The sequence below is a fragment of the Curtobacterium sp. PhB170 genome, from assembly GCF_003752345.1.
GTDB lineage: Bacteria > Actinomycetota > Actinomycetes > Actinomycetales > Microbacteriaceae > Curtobacterium.
Genome location: NZ_RJUM01000008.1, coordinates 440610 through 455901, shown reverse-complemented (window position 1 = coordinate 455901; position 15292 = coordinate 440610). Strand labels below are relative to the sequence as shown.

At 71.8% G+C, this 15292-nt stretch carries 9 protein-coding genes; 4 read left to right on the top strand and 5 right to left on the bottom strand.

What is annotated here, in order from left to right; genetic code table 11:
- Positions 1–2 precede the first annotated feature (2 nt).
- Positions 3–956, bottom strand: a complete 954-nt coding sequence (locus EDF40_RS02675) for a manganese catalase family protein (RefSeq protein WP_123294642.1) — start codon at positions 954–956, stop codon at positions 3–5.
- A gap of 140 nt (positions 957–1096) precedes the next feature.
- On the opposite strand from EDF40_RS02675, the gene EDF40_RS02670 reads away from it, so the two are divergent.
- The 3 genes from EDF40_RS02670 to EDF40_RS02660 all read left to right on the top strand — a co-directional run bounded on the left by EDF40_RS02670 (position 1097) and on the right by EDF40_RS02660 (position 5972).
- Positions 1097–2482 carry an FAD-binding oxidoreductase gene (locus tag EDF40_RS02670; protein WP_123340561.1) on the top strand — a complete coding sequence of 462 codons (1386 nt, stop codon included), beginning with the start codon at positions 1097–1099 and terminating at the stop codon, positions 2480–2482.
- A gap of 279 nt (positions 2483–2761) precedes the next feature.
- A complete protein-coding gene (locus EDF40_RS02665) occupies positions 2762–3442 on the top strand; it encodes a hypothetical protein (protein WP_123353869.1) in 681 nt (226 codons plus the stop codon).
- A 103-nt stretch (positions 3443–3545) separates the two neighbouring features.
- Complete coding sequence (locus EDF40_RS02660; RefSeq protein ID WP_123340236.1) at positions 3546–5972, top strand: excinuclease ABC subunit UvrA; 2427 nt, start codon at positions 3546–3548, stop codon at positions 5970–5972.
- A gap of 640 nt (positions 5973–6612) precedes the next feature.
- Here EDF40_RS02660 and EDF40_RS02655 read toward each other — a convergent pair.
- The 4 genes from EDF40_RS02655 to EDF40_RS02640 form a co-directional block, all read right to left on the bottom strand.
- Complete coding sequence (locus EDF40_RS02655; protein ID WP_123340235.1) at positions 6613–9714, bottom strand: choice-of-anchor G family protein; 3102 nt, start codon at positions 9712–9714, stop codon at positions 6613–6615.
- Positions 9715–9887: 173 nt separating this feature from the next.
- Entirely contained in the window at positions 9888–11873 is a 1986-nt protein-coding gene (locus EDF40_RS02650) for a potassium transporter Kup (RefSeq protein ID WP_185002688.1), read from the bottom strand.
- 374 nt (positions 11874–12247) lie between these two features.
- Positions 12248–12958 (bottom strand): 5'-methylthioadenosine/S-adenosylhomocysteine nucleosidase, encoded by a 711-nt coding sequence (gene mtnN / locus EDF40_RS02645; protein ID WP_123340234.1) that lies wholly within the window; start codon positions 12956–12958, stop codon positions 12248–12250.
- A gap of 91 nt (positions 12959–13049) precedes the next feature.
- A complete protein-coding gene (locus EDF40_RS02640) occupies positions 13050–13946 on the bottom strand; it encodes a serine hydrolase (RefSeq protein ID WP_123340233.1) in 897 nt (298 codons plus the stop codon).
- 57 nt (positions 13947–14003) lie between these two features.
- Here EDF40_RS02640 and EDF40_RS02635 point away from each other — a divergent pair, with 57 nt between their 5' ends.
- The gene (locus EDF40_RS02635) at positions 14004–15104 is read left to right on the top strand and encodes a VanZ family protein (protein WP_123340232.1); all 1101 of its coding nucleotides are present in this window, start codon (positions 14004–14006) and stop codon (positions 15102–15104) included.
- Positions 15105–15292: the final 188 nt, after the last annotated feature.

Sequence of the window (15292 nt, the reverse complement as noted above, 5' to 3'; positions counted from 1 at the left end):
GTTCAGGCCACCGGCCCGTACGTGCTCACCTCGACGGCGTCGAGCTCGAGCTCCGCCGTCTGCTGGATGAGCGCCAGCAGGTCGGCGTCGAGCCCGGGAGCGAACTCCTCGAGTCGCTCCGGCGCGATGAACGACGGCACGCCGGCCGGGGCCTGCTCGGTCGCCGTCAGGTCCGTGCCGTCCTTCGACGGTGACGCCCCGCGGAAGATCTTGCCCGCCTCCGAGGCCCCGTCGAGGTCGAAGCTGTACTGCTTGCTCTGCAGCCCGAGGTCGAGGAGCTCCTTGACCTCCGGGAACCGCTCGGCGTTCGTCTTCGGGATCGGCAGCAGGGTCTTCCAGTCGACGCCGAGGGTCTCGAGCGCCTTCGCGTAGGCGTTCTCGTGCGCCTGGTCGCGGACGATCAAGTACGCGACGGTGCTGCGCGCGGTGGGGTTGTCCGTCATCTCGTAGATCCGGCACTTCTGCAGCCGACCGGTGGACTCGAGCATCAGGTTGTAGAGCAGGTCGAGCGGCAGGTTGCCGGAGTTGTAGACGTAGCTGCCGCTCCACGGGTTGCCGGCCGCGTCGACCGGCAGGGCGCCCTGAGCGCCGACGAGGTAGTGGTGGATGTTGCTCGTGTCGAGCGCGATGTTGAGCGGCGTCGCACCCTTCGCACCCGGCTTGTCCAGCGGGTCGGTGAGCTTGCCGGTGTACTCGGGCGAGCCGTCGAGCAGGCGGGAGATCGTGGTGCCGATGAGCTCGACGTGGCTGATCTCCTCGGTACCGACGCCCTGGATGAGGTCGCGGTACGGCTTCGCCGCCGGGCCGCGGAAGTTCATCGCCTGGAACAGGTACTGCATCATCGTGCGCATCTCGCCGAACTGCCCGCCGAGCCCTTCCTGCAGGGCGTTGGCGGCTGCCGGATCGGGCTCGCCGTCGGCGATCTCGTTGATCCAGGTCTGTGCGTGGAAGTACATGGGGCCTCCTTGCCGTCCGCGACGGATCCGCCGCGTGCCTCACCGTCGTCCGGCCTCCCTGGCAGGCGACACGGGTCGTCCGCTCAGCGCGGTATCGTCGTCGGCGCCGCACCGCAGCGCCCGGAAGGACCCCCGAACCGATGACCGTCAGTCACGCCGTCGACACCGCCGACCTCGACGACCTGCTCGCGCCGGACCAGGTCCTCCGCGACCCGGCGTCGCTCGAGCGGTACCGCCACGACGACGCCGAGTGGGCCGACTCCACGGCACCGCTCGCCGTCGTCCTCGCACGCAGCACCGACGACGTCGTCGCCACCGTCCGGTGGGCGGCAGCCGCCGGCGTGCGGGTCGTGCCGCGCGGCGCCGGGACCGGGCTGTCCGGCGGGGCGAACGCGATGGCCGGATCGGTCGTCCTGTCCCTCGAGCTGATGGACGCCGTGCTCGAGGTGAACACCGACGAGCGCTACGCCGTCGCCCAGCCCGGTGTGATCAACGACGCACTGCGGGCTGCCGTCGCGGAACACGGACTCTGGTACCCGCCGGACCCGGCGAGCTCGGCCATCTCGACGATCGGCGGCAACGTCGCGACGAACGCCGGCGGGATCTGCTGCGTGAAGTACGGCGTCACCCGCGACTACGTGCTCGGGATGACCGTCGTGCTGGCCGACGGTTCCGTGGTGGAGCTCGGACGCCGCACGGCGAAGGGCGTCGCCGGGTACGACCTGGCCGGCCTGATGGTGGGCTCGGAGGGCACGCTCGGCATCGTCGTGTCGGTCACCGTCAAGCTGCTCCCCCTGGCCGGACGCGACGAACGTACTGTGATCGGGTACTTCCCCTCGCTCAGCGCCGCCGGGGACGCCGTCGCCGCGATCTCGCGTGCCGGGATCATCCCCGCCGCACTCGAGATCGTGGACCGGACCTGCCTGCGGGCCGTCGACGACTGGATGCACCTCGGGCTGCCGTCCGACGTCGACACCCTGCTGCTGGCCCGGGTCGACGAGCGCGGTGCCGCGGGGGACGAGCTCGCCGACCAGGTCGCGGCCGTCTTCGCGCAGGCCGGCGGCACCGACGTCGAGCGTGCCACGGACCCCGACGACATCGACCGGCTGTTCCGGGCACGGCGACTCGCGTACCCGGCACTCGAGCGGCTCGGCCCGGTGCTCACCGAGGACATCTGCGTGCCCCGCAGCGCGGTGCCCGAGATGCTCCGACGGATCCAGGCGACGGCGGCCGCGCACGACGTCACCATCGCGAACATCGCGCACGCCGGCGACGGCAACCTGCACCCGCTGATCATCGCTCCCGAGGGCGACGAGGCCGCGAAGGCCCGCGCGAAGCAGGCGTTCGACCAGATCGTCGCGGACTGCCTGGCACTCGGCGGCACCGTCACGGGTGAGCACGGCGTCGGCCTGCTCAAGCTGCCCGGCCTGCGGCAGGAGCTGGGCGAGCGGGTCCTCGCGATGCACCGTGCCGTCAAGGACGCCCTGGACCCGGCGGGGACCCTGAATCCCGGCAAGGCGTTCTGAACGCACGTCGAAGACGGACGGGAGGCCCGGTGCCAGCTGGCACCGGGCCTCCCGTCCGTCCGCTGGTCGCGTCCAGGGCACGAAGGTCACAGACCGGTAACGAGGACAGATCGGTCCAAACCTTTTGCCGGAGGCCCCCGAATCACCTGCACAGACCGGGAACCACCCGGAGCGCTCACCAGCCGCACATTGCTGGTTCTCCACCCTGCACCAGGGTGTGTTCGGCGCGCACACAGCAGCCGCGCCGAGCGCGACACCTCAGCAAAGGAAACGATCACCATGCGCAAGAGCCTGAAGACCTCCATCACCCTCGCCACGACCGGCGCCCTCGTGCTCGGCGGTGCCGCGTTCGGCATCTCCTCCGCCCAGGCCTCGACCCCCGCGATCCACACGGTCTCGTCGTCGTCGTCGAAGATCCCCGCACCGGTCGCCTCGGTCCCCGAGGTCCTCGGTGGCTCCACCGCCGTGAAGCTCGACTCCGGCTTCACCGACGCCCTCACCGCCCTCAAGCTCACCCCCGGCGTCTCCGGAGATGCGACCCTCGCTGACGGGTCGGTGTCGTTCCCGATCACCGCCGGGTCGGTCACGTACTGGTCGCCGGACGGCAACTACAAGCCCTACGTGCAGGGCCTGCTCAACCACGACGACTCCGGCCTCACCCTGAAGGCCGGCGACACCACCGTCACGCTCGAGAACTTCGTCGTGAACCCGGGCTCCTCCAAGCTCTACGGTGACGTCCTGGTCAACGGCAAGGTCGCCGCGTCCAACGCCTACCTGTTCGAGCTCTGGGGCGGTTCCCTCAAGCCCCTCCAGCTCGAGGGCGACAACGCCATCCTGACCGGCACCACCGTCCACGTCTCCGAAGACGCCGCCGGCCTGCTGAACAAGACCTTCGGCACCGACGCCGTCAAGCGCGGCCTCCTCGTCGGCACCGCCACCATCACCGCACAGATCAAGTAACACCCCGCACCACACGCACCACCGCACCACACGTGAAGGGCCGCCCCGGGCAACCGGGACGGCCCTTCACCACGTTCAGCAGCACCCGCCTACCATCGAGCAGATGCCCGCTCCCCGCTCGACCGTGACCGACGACCAACCGGGGCCCGACGACTTCATCCGCGTCCGCGGCGCCCGTGAGCACAACCTGCAGGACGTCGACGTGGACATCCCGCGCAACCGCATCGTCGCCTTCACCGGCGTCTCCGGCTCCGGCAAGTCCTCGCTCGCGTTCGGCACGGTGTTCGCCGAGGCACAGCGCCGCTTCCTCGAGTCCGTCGCTCCCTACGCCCGACGGCTCATCGCGCAGGGCTCGACGCCGCACGTCGACTCGATCACCGGGTTGCCGCCCGCCGTGGCCCTGCAGCAGCGCCGCGGTGCTCCGAGCAGCCGTTCGACCGTCGGCACGCTGACGACCCTGTCGAACTCGATGCGCATGCTGTTCTCCCGCGCCGGCACCTACCCGTCCGGGGCCGACCGGCTCGAATCCGACTCGTTCTCGCCGAACACCGTGGCCGGGGCCTGCCCGCGGTGCCACGGACTCGGCATCGCCCACGAGGTCACCGAGGCCTCGGCCGTGCACGACCCGTCGTTGAGCATCCGCGACGGCGCGATCACGGCGTGGCCCGGGGCGTGGCAGGGCAAGAACCTGCGCGACGTCACGGCGGTGCTCGGCTACGACATCGACGTGCCGTGGCGTGAGCTCTCCCGACAGGACCGCGACTGGTTGCTGTTCACCGAGGAGCAGCCCGTCGTCCAGGTCCACCCGAAGCGCGACCGCGTCGCGAAGCCCTACAAGGGGCGGTTCTGGAGCGCACGCCAGTTCGTGATGCACACCCTCGCCGACTCGCAGAGCGAGACGCAGCGGACCAAGGTGCTGCAGTTCGTCGAGTCGGGTCCGTGCGGCCTCTGCGGCGGCACCGGCCTGACCCGGGCCGCGCTCGCGGTGACAGTCGGCGGCCACTCGATCGCCGATCTGAACAGCCTGCCGCTCACGGCGCTGGCCGACGTCCTGCGCCCGATCGCCGCCATCACGGACGCCGGTGCCGCGACTTCACGCGCCTCGTCCGGCGAGCACACCGAGGTCGCGGTCGCGATCTCGCGCGACCTGCTCACCCGGGTCGAGGTGCTCGTCGGCCTGGGCCTCGGGTACCTCGCGCTCGACCGGGCCACCCCGACGCTCTCCCCCGGCGAGACGCAGCGCCTGCGCATCGCGACGCAACTGCGCTCCGGCCTGTTCGGTGTCGTCTACGTGCTCGACGAGCCGAGCGCCGGCCTGCACCCGGCCGACGCCGAGTCCCTGGTCGAGGTCCTCGACGACCTGCGTGCCGGCGGCAACAGCGTCTTCGTCGTCGAGCACGACATGAGCATCGTGCGGCGGGCGGACTGGATCGTCGACGTCGGCCCGGGTGCCGGATCCGGCGGGGGCACCGTCCTGTACAGCGGCCCCGTCGACGGCCTCGCCGACGTCGAGGCATCGGTCACCCGACGGTTCCTGCACCCTCGCGACCGAGCCGACGGAGAGCGCACCGTCCGGACCCCCGTCGGGACCCTCGAACTGCGCGACCTCACCCTGCACAACCTGCAGGACCTGGACGTCGACCTGCCGCTCGGGGTGCTCACCGCGGTCACGGGCGTCAGCGGCTCCGGCAAGTCGTCGCTCGTCGGCGGGGTCCTGCCCGGCGTCGCGACGTCGCACCCGCTCGTCGACCGCGTCGTGCAGGTCGACCAGAAGCCGATCGGCCGAACCCCGCGTTCGAACCTCGCCACCTACACCGGGCTCTTCGACGCCGTGCGTGCCGCGTTCGCCGCGACCGACGACGCGAAGGCCCGCGGCTGGACCGCCAGCCGCTTCTCGTTCAACGTGGCCGGCGGCCGGTGCGAGGTGTGCCAGGGCGAGGGCTCGGTGTCCGTCGAGCTCCTGTTCCTGCCGGGCAGCTGGGCGCCCTGCCCGGAGTGCCACGGTGCGCGCTACAACGACGAGACGCTCGAGGTGCAGTGGGACGGTGCGTCGATCGCCGACGTCCTGGGCATGACCGTCGACCAGGCTGCCCCCTTCCTGGCGTCGCTGCCGGCCGCTGCCCGCGGGCTCGAGGCCCTGCGCCAGGTGGGCCTCGGCTACCTGCGGCTCGGACAGCCCGCACCGGAGCTGTCCGGCGGCGAGGCCCAGCGCATCAAGCTCGCGACCGAACTGCAACGCGCGCGCACCGGGCACACGCTCTACCTGCTCGACGAGCCGACGACGGGCCTGCACCCCGCCGACGTCGAGCTGCTGACCGCACAGCTCGCACGCCTCACCGACGCCGGCAACACCGTCGTCGTGGTCGAGCACGCCATGGACGTCGTCGCGAGTGCGGACCACGTCATCGACATGGGGCCCTCCGGCGGCGAGGACGGCGGCCGCGTCGTCGCCACCGGCACCCCCGCTCAGGTCGCGGCGTCCGCCGAGAGCCGGACCGCGCCGTACCTGCGGGAGCAGCTCGGGCTCTGATCGCGCGCACCCGCGGACGGGAGGCCTGTGGCGGCCCCGCACCGTGCCTCCCGTCCGCACCGTGCGGACCACGCCACCCCGTGCCCGGTTCCACGCACCGTGCGGCGCAGCAGACCCGCACCACGCGGCCGCCCCCGCACCAGCCGACGAAACCCGCACCGTGCTCAGCCCGCGTACGCACCCGCGGACGGGAGGCCCGTGACGGCCCCGCACCGCGCCTCCCGTCCGCACCGTGCGGACCACGACACCCCGTGCCCGGTTCCACGCACCGTGCGGCGCAGCAGACACGCACCACGCGGCCGCCCCCGCACCAGCCGACGAAACCCGCACCGTGCTCAGCCCTTGGACGGGAGGCCCGTGGCGGCCCCGCACCGGGCCTCCCGTCCGCACCGTGCGGACCGCGCCACCCCGTGCCCGGTTCCACGCATCGTGCGGCGCAGCAGACACGCACCACGCGGCCGCCCCCGCACCAGCCGACGAAACCCGCACCGTGCCCGCCACGCACCGCGGCGGGCCCGCCCCCGCACCAGCCGACGAAACCCGCACCGTGCCCGCACGCACGCACGCACACGTGCTCGCACGCACGCACGCAGCAGCGCCCGCCGGGACGGAACCCGACGGGCGCTGCTGGTGGTGCGGACTAGGCCCGACGGAATCGGCGGGCGATGGTGAGCCCGACGCCCGCGAGCATCAGCAGGATCGCGAAGGCGATCACCGGGGCCGGGTCGCTGCCCGTGTAGGCGAGCGTCCCGTTCGGGCCGGTCCCGCCGGCGCCACCGGTGCCGGCGGTTGCCAGGCGGACGGTGAACGTCACCGGGTCGGACGCCGCCGAGGTGCCGTCTGCGCCGGTCTGGGTGGCGGTGATGGTCACCGTTCCCGGGCCGAAGCCGACGATCGGGGTGCACTTCCAGGAGCCGTCCGCCGCGACGACCGCGGTGCAGACGACGACCGTGCCGTCGGTGACCGTGACGGTCGCGCCGGGCTGACCGGTGCCGGTGATCGGCGGGTTGGGCGTCGTGACGGTGCCACCGTCCGTCGGCGAGGTGATCACCGGCGGCGGGGTCGTCGTGGTCGACGCGGGGTTGTAGGTGTAGACGAGCGGGTCGGAGGTGCCACCCGGGGTCGTCACCGTGACCTCGACGTCACCGGCAGCGTGCGCCGGGGTCGTGAAGGTGAGCGTCGTGCCGTCCGCCGACACGCTGTCCGGCGTGATCGGGTCGGAGCCGTCCACCGAGACCGTGGAGTCGTCGGTGAAACCGGTGCCCGTGACGGTCACGACCGTGCCACCCGCGGCCGGACCGTTGTCGGGGTCCAGCGCGGAGATCGTCGGGACCGCGGCCGGGACCGGGTTGTACGTGTACGGCAGCGGCGCCGAGGTGCCGGAGCCGTTGGTGACGGTCACGGGAACCGCACCGGCGGTGTGCGCCGGTGTCGTGAACGTCAGCTCGGTGCCGTCGTCCGACACACTGTCCGGCGTGATCGGGTCGGACCCGTCCACCGAGACCGTCGAGTCGTCGGTGAAGCCCGTGCCGGAGACCGTGACGACCGTGCCACCGGTGACCGGACCGTTGTCGGGGTCCAGCGCCGTCAGCGTCGGGGCCCCGGCGGGTGCCGGGTTGTAGGTGTACGTCAGCGGGTCCGAGGTCCCGGCGTCGGTCGTGACCGTCACGTCGACGGGACCGGCGACGTGCGCCGGGGTCGTGAACGTCAGCTCGGTGCCGTCGTCGGAGACCGACTCCGGGTCGATCGGGTCGGACCCGTCGACCGAGACGGTCGCGTCGTCGGTGAACCCGGTGCCCGTGACGGTGACGAGCGTGCCGCCGCCGACCGGCCCGTTGTCGGGGTCGAGCGTCGTGAGCGTGGGCACCGCTGCGGGTGCCGGGTTGTACGTGTAGTCGAGCGGGTCCGAGGTGCCGGCAGGCGTGGTGACCGTGACGTCGACCGTCCCGGCGTCGTGCGCCGGCGTCGTGAAGGTCAGCTCGGTGCCGTCGTCCGAGACGGAATCCGCCGCGATCGGGTCGGACCCGTCGACCGACACCGTGGCGTCGTCCGTGAAACCGGTGCCCGTGACGGTGACGACCGTGCCACCGGCGACCGGCCCGTTGTCCGGGTCGAGCGTCGTGATCGTCGGGACCACGGCCGCGTCGTCGGTGTAGGTGAAGTCGAGCGGGTCGGATTCCCCGGCGGGCGTCGTGACCGTGACGTCGACCGTGCCGACGACGTGTGCCGGCGTCGTGAAGGTCAGTTCGGTGCCGTCGTCGGAGACGGAGTCCGCCGCGATCGGGTCGGAACCGTCGACCGACACCGTGGCGTCGTCCGTGAAGCCCGTCCCCGTGACGGTGACGACCGTGCCACCGGCGACCGGACCGTTGTCCGGGTCGAGCGTCGTGATCGTCGGGACCGCGAGCGGACCGGCGTTCGGGCCGACCGCAGCCGAGGCGAGGTTGACGACGGCGGTGCCGGCGGCCGGCACCAGTGCGACGCGCAGGGCACGCTGGGTGAAGACGCCGTCTGCACTGGTCTCCTGCACGTTTGCCTGCAACGACACGACGGTCGTCAGGGCGTTGGCGAGGGGCGTGATGACCGTCTCACCGAGGCCGGCGACGACCTGGTTGATCGGGGCGACGACCTGCGCGATGACGGGGTTCACGACGTCGAGGAGCTGACCGATCGGCAGCGGGAGCCCGGCCACCGTGACGGTGAGCCCGCGGAGCGACTGCGTGAGCTGGGTCACGACGCCCTGCAGCGCGGTGGTGACCGCCGGCAGGAGCTGGGTCGTGAGTGCCTCCGTGATGTACGGCAGCAGCTCGGTGTTCGCCGGCAGGTTGTTGATGTCCAGGCCGGCGTTCGTCAGCACTGCGGCGACGTCGACCGTGATCGCACCGGTCTGCAGGTTGGCCGTGATCGAGCCGTCGGCGCTGGTGACGTCGCCGGTGGCCGAGTCGAGCACCGTGACGAGGTCGGGCAGGCCCTGGACCTGGACGAGCGGGCCGAGCGCGTTCAGGGTGTCCTCGACGCCGTCGACCGTCGGCTGGAGCGTGCCGAGGGTGGTGCGGAGACCGGAGACGGTGGTGCCGAGCGCGGGGCTCGTCAGCGACAGGTCGAGTCCGGCGATGCCGTAGTCGCCCGTCTGCGCACCGTCCGGGCCGGCTGCCTGCGCAGCGGTGGCCGAGACGGCGCCGACCTCGAGCTGGGCGTTCGCGAGTGCGCCCGCCAGGTCGGCCCCGATGAGACCCGACAGGTCGAGCGTGGCGTTGGACTGCGGGACGCCGTCCTGGCCGCCGACGCCGATCCCGCCGGTGTTCGTCACTGCGCCGGACGCGGCGACGGAGCTGCCGTCGGCGTTGGCGGCGGCGTACTGGTTGACGGCACCGAGGGTGAGGATGCCGTTGTTCCCGAGCAGGTTGAGGCCCCCGCCCAGGTTGACGTTGACCGCGTTGAGCGCGGTGACGTCGAGCGGGTGGACGTCGGTGTCCGTGGCCCCACCGGTGTTGACCGCGTCCGCCGGGGTCACGGTGAGGATGTCGTCGAGGTTCAATCCGAGCGCGGAGCCGCTGAGGAAGCGCCCCTGCCCGGTCGACGCGACGGGCGCTGCCGTCGCGGGGGCGGCGGCGAGGATGCTGCCGCCGGCGCCGAGGAGGGCTGCGGTGACGATCGCGACGCCCTTGCTCCGGCCTGACCATCGGGTGGAAGTGGACGCCCGTGGGTCTTTCTGGGCGCGCTCGAGTACTCCAAGCCTCATGTGGCTTCGCTCCTGATCCTGGTGCTGGTCCGGCAGTTGGTGATGCTGCCTGCAGCTGTGGTGTGGTTCCGATGAGCGTAACCCTGAACGGGTGCACAAGACCATCACCCCCGAACGGGGGCCTGCGCTCTGCGGATGCGGATGCGGATGCAGAACGCCGGTGCACGACGCGGTCAGATCTCGACGTCGCTGCCCATCGTCACGGTGCGCTGCGCGGGGAGACCGAAGCGTGCGGCGGGGTCGGCGGCGTTGTGGGCGAGTCCGACGAAGAGCTTCTTGCGCCAGGCCACCATCCCCCGGTTGCCGGGCATCGGACGGAGGGCTCCGCGGGAGATGAAGTAGGACGCCCGGAGCACTTCCTCCGGGTCGATGTCCAGGACCTCGGCCAGGCAGGCGGCGTGCAGGGCCTTCGGCAGGTCCTGGTCGTCCGAGAACCCGAACTTCACCGTGATGTGGTCGATGCCGTCGTCCTCGTAGCCGAGGTCGTCGCGGAAGAACGCCTTCGCGTGCGGGACGTGCGGCACGTTGGCGGTGAGCACCGAGACGATCAGGACGGTCCGGTGCACCACGTGGTTGTGCTCGACGTTGGCCCGGAGCGCCAGCGGCGTGGTCTCCTTGTTCGGGTGCGGGAAGACCGCCACCCCGGGCACCCGCGGGATGTGCTCGTGGTTGATGCGGTCGATGAACTCGGCGAGCGACCCTTCGCGCTCCTTGCGTTCCTCCTGCACGAGCGCCCGACCACGGCGCCACGTCGTCATCACCGTGATCACCGCCAGCGCGATGAGGAGCGGCACCCACCCACCGTGGATGATCTTCGACAGGTTGCCGGCGAGGAAGGTCAGCTCGAGCCCGCCGAACGCCACCGCCGCGACCACGAGCTTCCAGGTCGCCCACTTCCACAGCGGGCGGACGACGAGCAGGAGCAGGAGCGTGTCGACGACCAGGGCTCCGGTGACGGACACCCCGTACGCGGTGGCCAGGTTCGCCGACGACCGGAACGCGAGCATGATCGCGAGCACGCCGATGAACAGCAGCAGGTTCACAGCGGGCAGGTAGATCTGCCCGCTCTCCCGCCGCGAGGTCTGCCGGATCGTGAGCGGCGGCAGCAACCCGAGCTGGACCGCCTGGCGGGTGAGCGAGAACGCCCCGGAGATGACGGCCTGGCTCGCGATCACCGTCGCGAGCGTCGCCAGCACCACCACGGGCAGTCGCAACGCGTCCGGGAACAGCAGGAAGAACGGGTCCTTCGCCGCCGACGGGTCGCGCAGCACCAGCGACGCCTGCCCGAGGTAGTTGAGGACGAGCGCCGGGAACACCACGAAGAACCAGGCCTTCAGGATCGGCGACCGTCCGAAGTGCCCCATGTCGGCGTAGAGCGCCTCCGCACCGGTGATGACGAGCACCACCGCACCCATCGCCACGAACGTGATGTACGGGTGCGCGAAGGTGAACGAGATCGCCCACGTCGGCGACAACCCCTGCAGGACGCCGGGGTGCTCGAGGATGTGCGGGACGCCTGCGGCGGCGATCACGACGAACCAGAGCAGCATCACCGGGCCGAACAGGTTGCCGACCTTGCCGGTGCCGAAGCGCTGCACCGCGAACAGCACGACCAGGATGACCGCGGCGATCGGCACGATCAGGTGTTCGACGGACGGCGCCGCGGTACCGAGCCCCTCGACCGCGGACAGCACCGACACGGCGGGGGTGATCACGGAGTCGCCGTAGAAGAGCGAGACGCCGACGATGCCGATCACCAGGAAGATCACCGCACCACCGCGACGCTTCGCGTAGAGCCTGCGGGCCAGGGCGGCGAGCGCCATCACCCCGCCCTCGCCGTCGTTGTCGGCGCGCATCAGGATCAGGACGTACTTGATCGAGACGATGATCGTGATGCTCCAGAACATCATCGAGATGACGCCGTAGACGTCTTCCTGGTTCGCCTTCACCAGGCCGTCGTCGATCGTGAACACCGTGCGCAGGGCGTAGAGCGGACTCGTCCCGATGTCGCCGAACACGACACCGAGTGCGGCGAGCGCCAGGACGGCGACGCCCTTGCGCGGGCCGTGGCCACCGTCGTCGGTGGCCTCGGTCGTGGGGGTGGTGTGGTCCGTCGGCTTCGACGGTTCCGTCGGGGTCTCGGAGCGGGTCTCGGTCACGCTCGGCACTTCCGTCTCCGGCCGTCCGGGCGACGGCCGCCGCTCATCATCGCACCGTGCGCGGGATGCGCTCGCAGGTGGCGCACATGCGTGCGCACCGCGGCTCTCGACGTGCGCGCGGGGCGGACGGGAGGCCCGTGGCAGGCCCGCACCGCGCCTCCCGTCCGACGGTGGGCCGGGTCCACATCCGCGAAAGCGACAGCGTGCCGCGAACTGTTCGCGGAGATCTGTCGCGATGCCGGAACGGACGGTGCCCCGTGCCGCAGGTTTGTCGCTTTCGCAGGCAGCACTGCGGCTCTCGACGTGCGCGCGGGGCGGACGGGAGGCACGGAGCGGGCCCGCACCGCGCCTCCCGTCCGCCGGTGGGCCGGGTCTCAGGGACGCAGGCCGCGCACCAGGTCGTGGACCACGCGGGCGGCGCGCGCCGCGGCGCCGTCCAGGTGCTCGCGGAACTCGGCACCGTCGGGGGCACAGAGGTCGCTGATGCAGCGGACCGACACGAACGGCATGTCGTGCACGTGGGCGAACTGGGCGATGGCGGCCGACTCCATGTCGACGGCGGCCACGTCGGGGAAGGCACCGCGGAGCGTCCGGGCGCGCCCCTCGGTGACGAAGACCTCGCTCGAGCCGATCGTCGCCGAGCGCAGCGGCCAGGCGATGTCGGCGGCCATCGCCAGTTCCACCAGTCGGGCGTCCGGGGCGTACCCGGTCGGCATGCCGGGCACCTGGCCGAGGGCGTAGCCGAACGCGGTGGCGTCCGCGTTGAGGTTGACGTAGCGGTCGCCGACGACGACGTCACCGATCGCGATGCCGTGCATGAGGCCACCGGCGGTCCCGACGCTGATCACGGGGATGCCGGGTCCGAAGTCGTGGAAGCCGTGTGCCACGGCGGCTGTCGCGTTCGTGAAGCCGATGCCGCTGCGGCGGACGGCCACGGTGGCGCCGCCGATGTCGAGCAGCTGGTGCGGGTCGTGGCCTCCGACGGGGCCGTCGAGGATCGGGACCCCGCCGAACAGGTCGGCGAAGGCGGAGACCTCTTCGCTCATGGCCGCGATGATGATCGCGACGGGCGTCTGTTCCTGCACTGATCGATCCTCGCACGGCGAGGACGCGACGGCTGCCAGCGACGGCCGCCAGCGACCGCTGCCGCCTGCGGCTGCCGGCTACCGCTGCCGGCTACCGCTGCCGGGCGAGCTCCTCGGCGACGAACGCGGTCATCGCGTCGGCGCCGAAGTGGTCGTCGGCGGTGATCGTGACCACGGTGTCGCCGTCGGGGTGGTCGTCGAACAGCAGCATCTGCCCGTACGCCCCGTGCAGCCGCCACAGCTGCCCCGGACCGCCCCAGCCGGCCATCGCGTAGCGGTGGTACCCGGGTCCGGTCCCCTCGCGCTCGACCCAGTCGGAGTGCATCGCCTCGCACCAGCGGGCGCTGACGATGCGCTGCCCGCCGACCACGCCGCCGTCGCGGATGAGCCGGCCGAGGCGCGCGAGCTCCTCGGTGCGGAGCGCCATGCCCTCGCCGGCGGCGACGTACCCGTTCGGGCAGCGCAGCCACTCCACGTCCTCGATGCCGAGCGGGTCGAACAGCCGTCGGGACACGAACGCGCCGACGTCGCCGACGCGGGTCTCGAGCACGCGCATGGCGGTGTAGGTGCTGACGTTGGCGTACTGGAACACGCGCCCCCGCGAGGGCCGTCGCAGGAACTCGGCCGCCAGGTCCGGCCAGTCGGTCAGCTCCGTCGCCGACCAGGGCATGTCGATCCCGCTGGTCATCGTGAGCAGGTGCCGGAGGGTGACCCGGTCGACGCCGTCACCGAACTCGAACCCGGGCAGCGAAGCGGCGATCGGTTCGTCGACGTCCACCAGGCCCTCGTCGGCGGCGATCCCGGTGGCGAGGACGCAGACGCCCTTCGCCGCGGAGTGGATCTCCTCGCGCACGTCGGGCGTCCAGCGGTGCTCGGCGACGTCGTCCGCGGTGCCGCTACCGGTGCGGACGTGCAGGCCGTGGGCGCCGAAGCCGGTGTCGTCGACATGCCGGACGATCGCGTCGAGGATGCTGGTCGCGGTGGTCACACCCCATCTTCTCGTGCGCCACAGCCCTCGTGCCCGACGGCTCTCTAGGGTCGAGGGATGACCTCCGCCACACCAGCCGTCATCGCGCTGCTCGTCGGGTCCGCGATCGCGATCGCCGGACTGGTGCCGTGGGCAGCGCTGCAGTACCGACGCCGGGGCACCCTCGGCGTCGGCAACGCGGTGCTGGCGTTCGCCACGGTCGTCTACGGCCTCGCCCTCGTCACGTACACACTGCTGCCCCTGCCCGACACCAGCGAGGTGGCGTCGATCTGTCGCACCGCGTCGGGCCCGCAGCTGACGCCGTTCGCGTTCGTCGGGGACATCGCGAAGGAGGGCGGGCTCTCCGGTCCCCGCTCACTGCTCGCGAACCCGGCTGCCGCGCAGGTGGTCTTCAACGTCATCCTGTTCGTGCCCCTCGGCATGCTCGTCCGGCACGTGTTCCTGCACGGACGGTTCCTGGCCGGGGTGGTCGTCGGGACCGTCGCTGGGTTCCTGGTCTCGCTGCTCATCGAGTGCACGCAGCTGACGGGCGACTGGTTCCTGTACCCGTGCTCGTACCGACTGTTCGACGTCGACGACCTGCTCGCGAACACCACCGGAGCACTCGTCGGCACGCTGGTCTCCCCCGTGCTCTGGGTGCTCGTCCGGCACCGGGGCGAGCCGTCGTCGGACCTGCCCCGCCGGGTGACGATCTGGCGCCGCGGGTTCGGGATGTTCTGCGACCTGCTCGCCATGGTGCTGACCACCGGCGCGCTGGTGTCGATCACGAGCCTGTCGTTCGCCCTCGCCGGGCAGGACCTGAACTCCACGCTCGCGCGGGTCCTGCTCGCCACGCTGCCCTTCGTCGCACCGGCGGTCCAGCTGGTGGTGGTGCTCGCGTCCGGGCGCACGCTCGGCGAGGCGGTCGTCCGGCTCCGACCGGAGCCGCGGCCGACGGCCTGGCAGCGCCTGGTGCGGTGGGCCGCGGGCTCCGGCGGGTGGGCGACGGCCACCGCCGCCGCGTTGCCCTTCACCGGCCTGCTGGCGTTCGCTCTCGCCGTCGCAGCCGTCATCGGGCTGTTCGCCACCCGAGGGCGGCGCGGGTTCGCGAACGTGCTGGCGCGGGTGGACGTGGTGGACGAGCGCATCGAGCAGACAAGAGCAAGTGAGGAGCGGTAGAAGGTCCGTGGCCTTGGTTCTGTTTCGGTCGTAACTGTTACCAACGAGAGCGGGAATGAACGCATGCGCCCCTTCTGGTGGCCCCGAGGGCCATTGACGGCGGCCACGATCCGTCGACCAGAGCGGACGGGAGGCACATGGCGGGCCCGCCACGTGCCTCCCGTCCGATGACCCGGCGCTACTGCGAT

Excerpts from the sequence above, each read along its gene's own strand:
- EDF40_RS02675 (WP_123294642.1), bottom strand. The coding sequence starts at position 956 with ATGTACTTCCACGCACAGACCTGGATCAACGAGATCGCCGACGGCGAG.
- EDF40_RS02670 (WP_123340561.1), top strand. The coding sequence starts at position 1,097 with ATGACCGTCAGTCACGCCGTCGACACCGCCGACCTCGACGACCTGCTC.
- EDF40_RS02665 (WP_123353869.1), top strand. The coding sequence starts at position 2,762 with ATGCGCAAGAGCCTGAAGACCTCCATCACCCTCGCCACGACCGGCGCC.
- EDF40_RS02660 (WP_123340236.1), top strand. The coding sequence starts at position 3,546 with ATGCCCGCTCCCCGCTCGACCGTGACCGACGACCAACCGGGGCCCGAC.
- EDF40_RS02655 (WP_123340235.1), bottom strand. The coding sequence starts at position 9,714 with ATGAGGCTTGGAGTACTCGAGCGCGCCCAGAAAGACCCACGGGCGTCC.
- EDF40_RS02635 (WP_123340232.1), top strand. The coding sequence starts at position 14,004 with ATGACCTCCGCCACACCAGCCGTCATCGCGCTGCTCGTCGGGTCCGCG.